The following is a 12,481-nucleotide window of genomic DNA, read 5'->3' as shown; positions in this document are numbered from 1 at the left end:
ACCGATCGGTCGGCAGAGTGTCAGGGCATGACGATCACCGCCATCACCGACGCCCATGTCCTTCCCGTCTCCTCGCCCGCCTTCGACGGCACCGTCGTGGTCGAGGACGGCCGGATCACCGCCGCCGGCCTCGACGTCGCCGTCCCCGCGGAGGCCGATGTCGTCGACGCCGACGGCGGCTGGCTGTTGCCGGGATTCATCGACGCCCACGTCCACCTCGGCGTCGACGAGGAGGGGGAGGGATGGGCCGGTCAGGACACCAACGAGATGACCGATCCGGTGATGGCCGCCGCTCGGGCGATCGACGCGATCAATCCGGTCGAGATCGGCTTCGACGACGCGATCATCGGCGGCGTCACCGCCGTGAACGTCAATCCCGGCTCCGGCAATCCGATCGGCGGGCTGGCCGTCGCGATCCGCACCCATGGCCGCGTGGTCGACGAGATGGTGCTGCGCAGCCCCTCCGGGCTGAAGGCGGCCCTCGGAGAGAATCCCAAGCGCGTCTACGGCGAGCGCACGCAGACTCCCTCGACCCGCCTCGGTGTGGCCCTGACCATCCGCAAAGCCTTCGCCACGGCCCGCGCCTGGATGGCCAAGGACGAGGCGGACCGCGACGCCGACCTGGTCTCCGAGGCGCTCGCGCAGGTGCTCACGGGCGAGATCCCCTGGCGCCAGCACTCCCACCGGGCCGACGACATCGCCACCGCGCTGCGGATCGCCGAGGAGTTCGGCTACGAGCTGGTGCTGGACCACGGCACCGAGTCGTACCTGATCGCGGACAGGATCGCCGCCGCCGGGGTGCCGGTCCTGTACGGGCCGCTGATCGTGTCCCGCTCGAAGGTGGAGGTGCGCCACCGCACCCCGAAGGCACCCGGCATCCTCACGGCCGCCGGGGTGAAGGTCTCGATCATCACCGATCACCCGGTGGTGCCGATCGAGTTCCTCGTCCAGCAGGCAGCCCTCGCGGTCAAGCACGGCATGGAGCCGGCCGACGCCCTGCGCGCGATCACCCTGCATCCCGCCGAGGTGCTGGGCCTGGCGGACCGGGTCGGGTCGATCGAGGTGGGGAAGGAGGCGGACCTGGTGCTGTGGGAGGGCGACCCGCTCGATACGCGCCATCGCACCCTGCGGGTGTGGCAGAGCGGCACCGAGGTCATGCACCGCGACGCCGAGGGCGAGCCGGTCATCGCCGCGCGGTGAGCCCCGCCGCCCGGCCCTGACGGTCCCCGACACTCAGTCCTCGACGCGGACCTCACCGGATTCGACGTCGACGCCGACCTCCACGTCGTCGTCGCCCGAGGACTGGATGTCGACCTGGTAGCGGATCGCGCCGTCGTCGGAGTCGAGGTCCCAGCCGGAGACCCGGCTGTCCCGCTCCGCGACCGCGAGGTCGATGGCCTCCTGGGGAGTCATCGGCGAGGTGACGTCAACGACCGGGTCCTCGACCCGGTCGTCGTCCTCCTCGTGCTCGAGGACCTTCCCGGTGGTCGCGTCGATGTCGAGATTGTGCTCGGAGCCGTCGACCGCCACCTCGATCTCCCAGGTCCAGCCGCGATCGTCGTCGTGATCGATCGAGACCGACTCGGTCTCGCCGCCGCCGGCGGTCTGCACGGCGATGCCGACCGCCTCCTCGGCGGGGACAGGCAGCTGCTCCGAGGCGAGGTCAGCGTCCGCGGGAAGGGCGGAGGCCTGCCCCGAACCGCTCGCCGCATCGTCGCTGCCGCCCCCGTCGCTGGCCTCGTCGGACCCACCACCATCGCTCGCGCCGCCGGACGCACCACCATCGCTCGCGCCGTCGGAGCCACCGCCGTCGCTCGCGGAGCCGCCGGAGCCCTCGCCCTGCGTGATGCCCTCACCGTTCTCGTCGCCCTGCCCACCGCAGCCGGCGGCAAGGGCGATGACGAACGCTCCGAGAGCGGCGGCGCGGACGGTGCTGCGAGAGCGTGCGGTGCGTGTCATGGTCGGTCTCCTCCTGGGGGCGGTGGCCCCGGTATCTCGGTCGATGACTCCAGCGTAAGAGGACCTCGAGGTCCCGGCGAGCTTCCTGAGAGCACTCTCATCGCCCTCTCATCCGCGGCTCCCCGGCCCGCCCCGAACCGGGGCCCGGGAGCGGGCCGGGGAGTCCCTTTTCACGTCCCCGGCCTCGCCGTACGGTGAGGGCAGCCCCTCCGGGGACCTCGATGTCACCCACCTGCAGGAAGGCGTCATGACCACCACCGCGACCTGGCCGAACTCCCCCGCCCACGCCCCCACCGAGGACGAGCTCGCAGCCCTCCACGCCTGGTGGCGAGCCGCCAACTACCTCTCGGTCGGGCAGATCTACCTGATGGACAACCCCCTGCTGCGCCGGCCGCTGCAGCGCGAGCACGTCAAGCCCCGGCTGCTCGGCCACTGGGGGACCACCCCGGGCCTGACCTTCCTGTACGCCCACGCGAACCGGGCGATCAGGCAGCGGGGCCTGAACGCCATGTACATCACCGGTCCCGGTCACGGCGGACCGGGCCTGGTCGCCGCGAGCTATCTCGAGGGCACCTACTCCGACGTCTACCCTGCCGTGGCCCAGGACGAGGACGGCCTGAAACGCCTGTTCACCCAGTTCTCCTTCCCCGGCGGGATCCCCTCGCACGTGGCCCCGGAGACTCCCGGCTCGATCCACGAAGGCGGCGAGCTCGGCTACGCCCTCTCCCACGCCTACGGCGCGATGTTCGACAGCCCCGATCAGATCGCCATCACGGTGATCGGCGACGGCGAGGCGGAGACCGGGCCGCTGGCCACCTCCTGGCACTCGAACAAGTTCGTCAACCCCCAGCAGGACGGGGTGGTGCTGCCGATCCTGCACCTGAACGGCTACAAGATCGCCAACCCCACGGTGCTGGCCCGCATCGGCGACGAGGAGCTCGCCGCGCTCCTGCGCGGCTACGGCCACACCCCGCTGTTCTTCACCGGCGGCTTCGACGGCGAGGACCCGATGACTGCGCACGAGCGCTTCGCCGGGGTGCTCGATACGGCGCTGGACCAGATCGCACAGATCAAGGCGCAGGCGCAGGAGGATGCCGCCGCCGGTCGCGAGACCGAGCGGCCCGCGTGGCCGATGATCGTCTTCCGCACCCCGAAGGGCTGGACCGGGCCGGAGACGATCGACGGGAAGCAGACCGAGGGCTCCTGGCGCTCGCACCAGGTGCCCCTGGCCAGCGCCCGCGACACCGACGAGCACCTCGCCGATCTCGACACCTGGCTGCGTTCGTACCGTCCCGAGGAGCTGTTCGACGAGGACGGCCGCCTGCTGGAGAAGATCGCCGATACTGCCCCCCGCGCGGAGCACCGGATGTCGGCGAATCCGTCCACCAACGGCGGGTCCGTGCTGAGACCGCTGCGCCTGCCCGACTTCCGCGACTACGCGGTGGAGGTCCCGCGGCCGGGCGGCGCGATCTCCGAGGCCACCCGGGTGCTGGGGACCTGGCTGCGCGACGTGGTGCGCGAGAACCCGAGGTCCTTCCGGATCTTCGGGCCCGACGAGACCGCCTCGAACCGGCTGCAGGCCGTCTACGAGGAGACCGACAAGCAGTGGAACGCCGACTTCGAATCGCACGACCGCGACGAGCACCTCGCGCGGGCCGGTCGGGTGATGGAGGTGCTCTCGGAGCACCAGTGCCAGGGCTGGCTCGAGGGATACCTGCTGACCGGCCGCCACGGCATGTTCTCCTCCTACGAGGCGTTCGTCCACATCGTCGACTCGATGGTCAACCAGCACGCCAAGTGGCTGAAGGTCACCAACGAGCTGGAGTGGCGGCGACCGCTCGCCTCGCTGAACTACCTCCTCAGCTCCCATGTGTGGCGCCAGGACCACAACGGCTTCTCCCATCAGGACCCCGGCTTCATCGATCACATGGTCAACAAGAAGGCCGAGATCGTGCGGGTGTACCTGCCGCCGGATGCGAACACGCTGCTTTCGACCTACGACCACTGCCTGCGCTCGCGCCAGTACGTGAACGTGGTGGTGGCCGGGAAGCAGCCGAACCCCACCTGGCTGTCGATGGATGAGGCGATCGTCCACTGCACGCGCGGCCTGGGCATCTGGGAATGGGCCGGCACCGAGGCCGACGGCGAGGAACCTGACGTGGTGCTGGCCTGCGCCGGTGACATCCCCACGATCGAGACCCTCGCCGCGGCGAAGATCCTGCGCGAGCAGGTCCCCGGGCTGAAGGTGCGGGTGGTCAACGTGGTGGACCTGATGCGGCTGCAGGATGATTCCGAGCATCCTCATGGGCTCGCCCAGCGCGACTTCGACGGGCTCTTCGGCGAGGACATCCCGGTGGTGTTCGCCTATCACGGCTATCCGTGGCTGATCCACCGCCTCGCCTACCGGCACGATCGCACCTCGAGGATCCATGTGCGCGGGTACAAGGAGGAGGGCACCACCACGACGCCCTTCGACATGCTGATGCGCAACGACACCGACCGCTTCCACCTGGTGATGGACGTGATCGACCGTGTCGAGGGCCTGACCACCCGGTACGCGGGACTGCGACAGCAGATGGAGGACGAGCGGATCCGGGCCCGCGCCTACGCCTACGAACATGGCGAGGACCTGCCGGAGATCTCGGGCTGGCAGTGGGACGAAGAGGCCGAGGAGGTCGGGACCGTCTCCGCGACGGGCGGCGACAACGAGTGAGCGGCTCCTGACTGCTGACTCCTCGTCGGACCATCGGCGGAGGGTGCCCGGCGGGTGGATCGTCCCTCGTTCGGCGGGGCGTGCTCAGGCGGTCGCGCTCCGCTGCAGGTCGGGGACGTCGGGGAAGCGACGGAACCCGGCAGAGAGATACGTCGCGACCGCTCCCGTCAGAGAACGCGGGGTGCACACGGCGGCGCTCGACGCACCCATGGCACGCAGCGACGAGGCCCCCGCCACGCAGAGCGCCCGCCCGTACCCGTGCCCGCGGTGATCCTGGTGCACGCCCAGTGGCTCGATCAGTCCGGGGCGTCCCGGCCCCGCTGACCACACGGTGATCACGGCGACGGCCGTGCCGTTCGCGTCGCGGCCGATCAGGGAGACGGCTTCGGCGTACGCGGGTCCGGCGGTCAGGGTGGTGAAGCGCTCGTCGGTGAGGGAGTCCCCGGCGAAGGCGGAGCGGTGCACAGCGGTGTACTCGCGGACGGTGCCGGGCCCGACGCATTCGATGTCGAGTCCAGGATCCTCGACCGGGGCGGTGAGGTCGCGTCGCAGCGGCACCCAGGGGTCGCCGACGGTCCAGCCGCGGGTGGTGAGCTCCCTGCGCAATCGCCTCGCGGAGCTCGCCTCCACGAAGGCCTCCCCCGCGGGCAGGACACCCCTCCCGGGGTCCGCGAGGTCCCCGGCCATGGTGGCGGCGAGTTCTGGGTCCTCGACCCGGTCGGGGTCGACGGCGGTGCGCAGCAGGTCCCGCCCGTCGAGCATCCCGACGGCGAGGGGTCGACCGTCCCGGCTCCAGACCCGCAGGTCCGCCGCGGTCCGCTCTGCTCCGCGGGCATGATGCCAGCCCACGTCACCGGGGTGCAGGTGGAGCGGGGCGTCGTCGGTCTGCCAGCTGCTCAGCACGGCGAGGACGCGCTCCAGCTCACCAGGACCCGGGGTGGTCAGCGACGTCGCCATGGGCCGATCCCATCACCGGTGGTGGGCCGCGTCCACCGGTTTGTGCGGCGCGACCGGCGCAGTGTCCGGGCAGTGCGCCGATCGGGCCGGCGCACGTCGGTCAGGTCGTCGGGCGCCGCACTGGTCAGTCGGCCCGGCGCAGGGCGCTGCCCTTGTGCATGGCGACGTGATCCGTCGTATCGCTGGCGATCTCGTACTGCGGGTCGTCGGCACTGCAGTGCCGGGTGTGGCCCTTGAACTGCACGTCCTTCGTGTGCGTGGCCGTGACGACACCGCTGACGACGCCGGCCTCCGAGTTCCACTGCACGTGGTCGCCCACCGAGAATTCCGTCATGGCCCGATCCTGCCACGGCTCCGCGAGGTGGTCCGAGCGATCGGTCGGCCCTCCTCGCGGAGCCGTGGCAGCGATCAGGGCGGAAATGTACTGCGAGGACCGGTGTCGGGCCGGCACCGGTTCTCTGGTCGGCACAGCTCGCGCCGCGTCCGCGGCGGGGGCGTGCCGGAGCCGAAGAGACCGAAGCGCTCGGTCAGGGCCGCCGCTCGAGCGGGCCCGCCCGTTACGATCACGATATGGAGCACAACGGAGAGTTCGAGCATCCGAGCACCTGGAGGCGCAGGTCATGACGACCGACCACGGCAGTCCGGACGAGATCGACCCCGGCGATGGTGCCGACAGCGGCCCCGCCGACGCTGTGGACACGGTGCGCCGTATCGTCCGCGTGCGTGGACAGGTGCAGGGCGTCGGATACCGGATGTCGGCGTCGTCCGAGGCCACGCGTCTGGGGGTCACCGGTACCGTGCGCAATCTGTGGGACGGCTCGGTGGAGGCCGACGTCGAGGGCACCGCCGACGCGGTCGAGGAGATGCTGCGCTGGCTGCGGCAGGGACCGCCCGGGGCGCAGGTCAGCGGGATCGATACGCGCTCCGAGAGCCCGCGCCGGGCGGAGACCTTCCGCGTCACCGGCTGAGACGAGCCGGACGGTGCGGGCGCTCGACGACCCGCCCGTGCGCCGCTCAGACCGCGGCGCGATCCCGCGGCGTGGTGCGCAGGTAGTGCGCGGCGACGAGGGCGCCCGCGATCACCATCACCGTCGAGGTCAGGATCAGGGCGCTCTGGCCGGCGTTGTCCAGGAGCAGTCCGCCGATCAGGGCGCCGCTCGCGATCGCCGCGTTGAAGACGGCGCTGTTCAGCGCGGTCCCCTCCTCGATGACCTCGCTGGCCTGGGTGTTGACGAAGGCCTGCACCGTCACGGAGACCGCCCCGACGAACAGTCCCCACAGCAGCATGACCAGCAGAGCCGAGACGGGACCACGCATCAGCACCAGCACGGCGAGCAGACCGGCCCCGATGCCGGAGGAGACCACCAGCACGCCCCACGGGGCGCTGCGCCGCAGCAGCGGGGCGACGGCGAAGTTGCCGATGAGCCCGGCGATCCCGTAGGCGAGCAGCATCCCGCCCACGCGCGTGACCGGCACCTGGCCGCGCTCCAGGAGGATCGGGCTGATGTAGGCGTAGGTGATGAACTGCGCGACGACCACGAGCACGGCGAAGGCCAGGGCGTAGCGCACGCCGCGGGTGCGGGCGGCGGCCAGCATCATCGCGGGAGTCACCCGTGCCTCCGTGCGCACGGGCCGCACGAGCACCAGCAGCAGCACGGTCACCACCGCCGCCGCGGCGCCGACCACCGCGAAGGCCGAGCGCCAGCCCAGATGGGTGCCGATCCAGGCGCCGACGGGGACGCCCAGCACGAGGGCGGCGCCCGCTCCGCCGAAGGCCAGGGTCAGGGCCCGGGCGGTGTGCTCACGGGGCACCTGTCCGATCGCGACGATCGCCATCACCGCCCAGTACAGGCCGATCGAGATCCCGGCGAACAGCCGGGCCAGCAGCAGTACGGCGAACGTCGGGGCCAGCACGCTGAGCACGCAGGAGACGACCACGGAGGCCATGGCGATCACCGGCACCAGCCGGCGGTCGAGTCCCCGCACGATCACGGGGGTGAGCAGGGCGACGACACCGGCCAGGATGCCCGGGACGGTCACGGCGAGGCCGGCCACGCCCTCGCTGACCCCGAGGTCCGGTGCCATCACACTGAGGACCCCGATCGGCAGCTCCTCGATCGTGACCAGCACGAAGATCCCCACCGCAAGGGCGAGGACCGCTCCCCACCGACGTGCGCCGTCCACGACTGCTCCTCACTGCACTGTCTCGATCGCCCTGCCCGCGAGGGCACCGCCTCGGTTCTGACCGACGCCGGCCCCGGCATCCCGCGGGGTGCCGGGGCCGGTCGCGTCGGGTTCGGGTCAGCTCACCGCCGAGACGGCCGCGGTGATCTCCTGCTCCCCGTCGTTGAAGGCGAGGAACTTCCCGGCGGTGCCGGGAGTCTCGAGCACGGCCGCGATCACGCGCGCGACGTTCCCGCGCGAGACGGTGCCGCTCTCGGCCGCCTCCAGGTCGATGCGGCCGCTGGGTTCCTCGAGGGTGAGCCCCGAGGGACCGAGGACGGTCCAGGCCAACTGCGAGTCCTGCAGGTGGGCGTCGGCCCGCGCCTTCGCCTCGGCGTAGACGTGGAAGGGCTCGCTCTCGGGCACTCCGTGGTCGAGGGAGGCGCCGAAGTAGCTGACCATCAGGTAGCGGTCCGCGCCGACCCGCTGGGCGGCGTCCATCGACGCGATCGCCGCGTCGTGGTCGACGGCCCAGGTGCGCTGCGGGTTCCCGCCGCCGGCACCGGCCGACCACACGACCGCGTCCTTGCCGCGCAGCAGCTCGTCCCAGCCGGCGGCGTCGAGCGATTCGATGTCCGCCACGACCGCCTTCGCGCCGGTGGCCTCGATCTCCGCGGTCTGATCGGGATCACGGATCACCGCGTGGACGGTGTGGCCCGCCTCGGTCAGCAGCGGCTCCGCGAGCAGCGCGATCTTGCCATGTCCTCCGATGAGTGCGATATCCATGCCCCCACCCTTGCACCGTCGCCGCTGCACGTCGAGACCCGCCGAGCACGGTTCGCTGGTGGGGGAACCCCTCGTCGTCGGCCGAGACGCCACCGACGGACCGTCGTCGACCCCTCCCGTCCCAGCGGGGACGGCAAGTCTCCCGGCCATCGCGCCCCGAATTCTCCAGATCTCTCCCGCTATCCTGTCCCGGACCGTCACCGGACGGTCGGGACCTCGGGGAAGGAACCTCATCATGGCCGGTGGCCTCGCCGCACTGCTCGATGACGTCGCCGCGCTCGCACGCCTGGCCGCCGCCAGCGCCGACGACGTGGCCGCTGCCTCGGCGAAGGCCGGCTCGAAGGCGATGGGCGTCGTGATCGACGACGCCGCCGTCACCCCGCAGTACGTCCGGGGCATCAAGCCCACGCGCGAGCTGCCGATCATCTGGCGCATCACCAAGGGGTCGCTGCGCAACAAGCTGATCTTCATCCTCCCGGTCCTGCTGCTGCTCAGCGTCTTCGCCCCGTGGCTGCTCACCCCGATCCTCATGCTCGGCGGCCTCTATCTGAGCTTCGAGGGCGCGGAGAAGATCTGGGAGCTGGTGCGCGGGGCGCCCAAGAAGGCACCGGCCACGTCGCAGGGTGCGGACGCCGAGGACAAGATCGTCTCCAGCGCCGTGCGCACCGACCTGATCCTCTCCGCCGAGATCATGGTCATCTCGATGAACTCGATCGACGCGGAGTCGCTCTGGGCGCGCGCCGCGGTGCTGGTCGTCGTCGCGATCGGCATCACCGCCCTCGTCTACGGCGCGGTCGGGATCCTGGTGAAGATGGACGACGTCGGCCTGAAGATGGCCGATGACGAGGACTCCGCCCTCAAGCAGCGCTTCGGCGCCGGTCTGGTCGGCGCGATGCCGAAGGTCATGGACGTGATCAGCTACGTCGGCATGGTCGCCATGCTCTGGGTGGGTGGCCACATCCTGCTGGTGGGGACCCATGACCTGGGTCTCGCCCAGCCCTATGGTCTCGTGCACCACCTCGAGGGCGCTGTCACAGGCATCGCCGGGATCGGGGCCGTCCTCGCCTGGCTGATCAACACCGCCTGTTCGTTCGTGTTCGGCCTGATCATCGGGGCGGTCGTCGCCGTGATCGTGCACTTCCTGCCGTTCGGCCATCACGGCGAGGAGGGCGAAGACGGCGGCGGGGAGCACGAGAGGGCCACAGGTGCTCCCGAAGCGGACAGGCCCGACGGGACGCCCTGAGGCTCTGACGGTCCGAGCTCCGGCGGCCCTGGCCCCGGAGCTCAGGCGTTGGGGGTGACCGGGGGCTCCGCCGACCAGGGGAAGACGATCCACTCGTCGGTGCGGCGCCACACGTAGTCCGGGGAGACGACGGAGGCGGACTTCGCGTAGAGCACGGCGCTGCGCGCGTCGGCCCCCTGCTCGCGCAGCAGATCGAGGACGAGGGCGAGGGTGCGCCCGGAGTCGGCGACGTCGTCGACGACCAGCAGGCGCTTGCCCTGGATCGACTCGGTGTCCAGCATCGGGGCCAGCAGCACCGGGTCCGGCAGCGTCTCGTGCACATCGGTGTAGAACTCGACGTTGATCGCATCGGCGAGCTTCAGACCGAGCGCGTACGACAGCGACCCGGCCGGCAGCAGACCGCCCCGCGCCACCGCGATGACGATCTCCGGGGCGAAGTCGGAGTCGGCGATGGTCTGCGCGAGTTCCCTCGAGGCGGTGCCGAACAGCTCCCAGCCGAGGACCTCCTTGGCAGGCAGGTCGGACGAGTCGGCATGGAAGGCCTGGGACATCGGTTCACTTCTCCTCGGGTGCGGTCAGCGCAGAGTGCTCCGATGGTATCCGCCGTCGGACCCCGTCCGGAGCCCGCACCGGGTCCGCGCGAGGGAGGTCTCGGACACGCCGCGCCGCGTTCCCCTCCGTCCCCGCATCGGACGGACTGACCCCACGATGAGCCACAGACTTCCACACATTCGGATGTTGTTATCTGTGGCTTCGTCGCGTAGAGTCCAGGTATCCGCCGCTCCCTGGGGCCAGAGAGCCTGAAGCACGGCTCGAGAACAGCGTCCCGGGCGTCGGATCCCGCACGGCGGGTCCCGGAGCGGGGCGGACTCTCCCTTCGACGAGGCAGGTGACCCCATGTACGCCCGTGAACGCCAGCGCCAGGTCCTCGAGGTCCTCGCGCAGTCCGGACGCGTCACCGTCACGGCGCTGGCCGAGCAGTTCGACGTGGCCACCGAGACCGTGCGCCGCGATCTCGACCAGCTGGCCGGCCAGGAGCTCCTGGTCCGTGTCCACGGCGGCGCCGTCCCGAGGAGCACGACCGAGGTCGAGCCCGATCTGGAATCCCGCCGCACGACCCACGTCGAGCGCAAGCGCCGAATCGCCCTCGCCGCTTCCCACCTGCTCCCTGCCGATCCACGGGCCGCAGTCCTGCTGGATGCGGGCAGCACCACCGCCGAACTGCTCCCCCACCTCGCCCAGCGGCGCGGGCCGGTGATCACCAATGCCCCCGCGATCGCGCAGGGAGCGCTGGTCCACACGGAGCTCGAGGTGCATCTGCTGCCCGGTCGGGTCCGTCCCACCACGCAGGCCGCGGTCGGCTCCTCCACCGTGGACGCGGTGCGCGCTCTCCATCCCGAGATCGCATTCCTCGGGTGCAACGGTCTGGACGAGGACGGCTTCACCACACCCGACCCTGACGAGGCCGCCGTGAAATCCGCCGTGGTGCGCTCGGCCGGGCGACGGGTGGTCCTGGCCGATTCCTCCAAGGCCGGCGCACGTCGCCTGGTGACCTTCGCCGGTGCCGCCGAGGTCGATGCCCTGGTGACCGACGACGGTCTGCCGGAGGAGATCCGCGGTCGCCTGGTCGAGGCCGGGATCGAGGTGCTCCTGGCGTGATCATCACCCTGACCGCGAACCCTTCGCGGGACCGCACCATCGATCTGGGCGGTGCCCTCACCCCGGGCGGCGTGCACCGGATCGCGGGCGAGACCATGCAGCCCGGTGGCAAGGGCGTCAACGTCGCCCTCGGCGTGCACCGGGCAGGACTCGATGTCACCGCGATCCTGCCGGCGGCACCGAGCGATCCCCTGCTCTCCCTGCTCGCGGCGGAGGGTCTCCCCCATCGAGCGAGCCCCGTCGCGGGGAGGGTCCGGACCAATCTCACCGTGCTGTCCACGCCGCAGCTGACGACCAAGCTCAACGAGCCCGGCGACGCGCTGTCGGCCGCCGAGATCGCCGACCTGGAGCAGCTGCTGCTGGACGCCGTCGGTCCGGGCGACCTCGTGATGCTCTCCGGATCGCTCGCCACCGGCATGCCGGTGGACGAGTACGTGCGTCTGATCGATCGGCTCCGTGCTCTGGGTGCCCGGGCGGGTGTGGACACCTCGGACGGCCCGCTCGAGGCGATCGCCTCCGCTCTGGACACCGCGGCCCCGGACTTCCTCAAGCCCAATGCCGAGGAGCTCGGCCAGATCGTCGGCATCGGCGGCGAGCGGCTCGAGGAGCAGGCCGCGGTCGGGGATCTCGAGGCGGTCCGTGACGCCGCGCTCATGCTGCACGATCGCGGCGTCGCCACCGTGCTGGTGACCCTCGGCGGGTCGGGCGCTCTGCTCGCGACAGAGGGCGAGGCCTGGTACTCCCCTGCTCCCGTCGTGCCCGTCGTCTCCACCGTCGGCGCCGGGGACTGCGCGACCGCCGGCTATCTGATCGCCCGCGCCCGCGGCGAGGATCCCGCGCATCGTCTGGCGCGCGCCCTTGCCTACGGGACGGCCGCCGTCGGCCTTCCGGGCACCACCATCCCTCGCCCCGAGCAGGTCCATCCCGAGCCGGATCGCGTCGTCCGTCTCTGACCCTCCGCTTCTGACCCCTCTGCCTCCCGGCGTCCCGGGAGTGCCCTG

The 12,481-nt window shown here is 71.3% G+C and carries 12 protein-coding genes; 6 read left to right on the top strand and 6 right to left on the bottom strand.

Annotation, left to right across the window (positions count from 1 at the left end; genetic code table 11):
- Positions 1 to 27: 27 nt before the first annotated feature.
- Positions 28 to 1,200, top strand: a complete 1,173-nt coding sequence (locus JOF43_RS16895) for an amidohydrolase (protein ID WP_209904170.1) — start codon at positions 28 to 30, stop codon at positions 1,198 to 1,200.
- 33 nt (positions 1,201 to 1,233) lie between these two features.
- Here the strand turns inward: JOF43_RS16895 and JOF43_RS16890 are convergent, their stop codons facing one another.
- A complete protein-coding gene (locus tag JOF43_RS16890; RefSeq protein WP_209904168.1) occupies positions 1,234 to 1,959 on the bottom strand; it encodes a PepSY domain-containing protein in 726 nt (241 codons plus the stop codon).
- Between the two features lie 247 nt (positions 1,960 to 2,206).
- Here JOF43_RS16890 and JOF43_RS16885 point away from each other — a divergent pair, with 247 nt between their 5' ends.
- Complete coding sequence (locus JOF43_RS16885; RefSeq protein WP_209904166.1) at positions 2,207 to 4,672, top strand: phosphoketolase family protein; 2,466 nt, start codon at positions 2,207 to 2,209, stop codon at positions 4,670 to 4,672.
- Between the two features lie 84 nt (positions 4,673 to 4,756).
- On the opposite strand, the gene JOF43_RS16880 is transcribed toward JOF43_RS16885, so the two are convergent.
- Together JOF43_RS16880 and JOF43_RS16875 are read right to left on the bottom strand one after the other, a co-directional pair.
- A complete protein-coding gene (locus JOF43_RS16880) occupies positions 4,757 to 5,629 on the bottom strand; it encodes a GNAT family N-acetyltransferase (RefSeq protein ID WP_209904165.1) in 873 nt (290 codons plus the stop codon).
- A 124-nt stretch (positions 5,630 to 5,753) separates the two neighbouring features.
- Positions 5,754 to 5,963 carry a hypervirulence associated TUDOR domain-containing protein gene (locus JOF43_RS16875; RefSeq protein WP_209904163.1) on the bottom strand — a complete coding sequence of 70 codons (210 nt, stop codon included), beginning with the start codon at positions 5,961 to 5,963 and terminating at the stop codon, positions 5,754 to 5,756.
- Between the two features lie 286 nt (positions 5,964 to 6,249).
- Here JOF43_RS16875 and JOF43_RS16870 point away from each other — a divergent pair, with 286 nt between their 5' ends.
- Positions 6,250 to 6,597 carry an acylphosphatase gene (locus tag JOF43_RS16870; protein ID WP_209904161.1) on the top strand — a complete coding sequence of 116 codons (348 nt, stop codon included), beginning with the start codon at positions 6,250 to 6,252 and terminating at the stop codon, positions 6,595 to 6,597.
- A 46-nt stretch (positions 6,598 to 6,643) separates the two neighbouring features.
- On the opposite strand, the gene JOF43_RS16865 is transcribed toward JOF43_RS16870, so the two are convergent.
- Together JOF43_RS16865 and JOF43_RS16860 are read right to left on the bottom strand one after the other, a co-directional pair.
- Positions 6,644 to 7,813 (bottom strand): MFS transporter, encoded by a 1,170-nt coding sequence (locus JOF43_RS16865; protein WP_209904159.1) that lies wholly within the window; start codon positions 7,811 to 7,813, stop codon positions 6,644 to 6,646.
- Positions 7,814 to 7,930: 117 nt separating this feature from the next.
- Complete coding sequence (locus JOF43_RS16860) at positions 7,931 to 8,578, bottom strand: SDR family oxidoreductase (protein WP_209904158.1); 648 nt, start codon at positions 8,576 to 8,578, stop codon at positions 7,931 to 7,933.
- Positions 8,579 to 8,813: 235 nt separating this feature from the next.
- On the opposite strand from JOF43_RS16860, the gene JOF43_RS16855 reads away from it, so the two are divergent.
- Positions 8,814 to 9,821 carry a DUF808 domain-containing protein gene (locus JOF43_RS16855; RefSeq protein WP_209904156.1) on the top strand — a complete coding sequence of 336 codons (1,008 nt, stop codon included), beginning with the start codon at positions 8,814 to 8,816 and terminating at the stop codon, positions 9,819 to 9,821.
- Positions 9,822 to 9,862: 41 nt separating this feature from the next.
- Here JOF43_RS16855 and JOF43_RS16850 read toward each other — a convergent pair whose 3' ends face one another.
- Entirely contained in the window at positions 9,863 to 10,372 is a 510-nt protein-coding gene (locus JOF43_RS16850) for a phosphoribosyltransferase (RefSeq protein ID WP_209904154.1), read from the bottom strand.
- A 346-nt stretch (positions 10,373 to 10,718) separates the two neighbouring features.
- On the opposite strand from JOF43_RS16850, the gene JOF43_RS16845 reads away from it, so the two are divergent.
- Positions 10,719 to 11,480 carry a DeoR/GlpR family DNA-binding transcription regulator gene (locus tag JOF43_RS16845; RefSeq protein WP_209904153.1) on the top strand — a complete coding sequence of 254 codons (762 nt, stop codon included), beginning with the start codon at positions 10,719 to 10,721 and terminating at the stop codon, positions 11,478 to 11,480.
- Entirely contained in the window at positions 11,477 to 12,433 is a 957-nt protein-coding gene (locus JOF43_RS16840) for a 1-phosphofructokinase family hexose kinase (protein WP_209904151.1), read from the top strand. The genes JOF43_RS16845 and JOF43_RS16840 overlap by 4 nt, the downstream gene beginning before the upstream one ends.
- Positions 12,434 to 12,481 lie beyond the last annotated feature (48 nt).

Source organism: Brachybacterium sacelli (assembly GCF_017876545.1).
Classification (GTDB): Bacteria; Actinomycetota; Actinomycetes; order Actinomycetales; family Dermabacteraceae; genus Brachybacterium; species Brachybacterium sacelli.
Note: the sequence above shows the minus strand (reverse complement) of the source record. Positions and strands in the feature narration are given on the sequence as shown.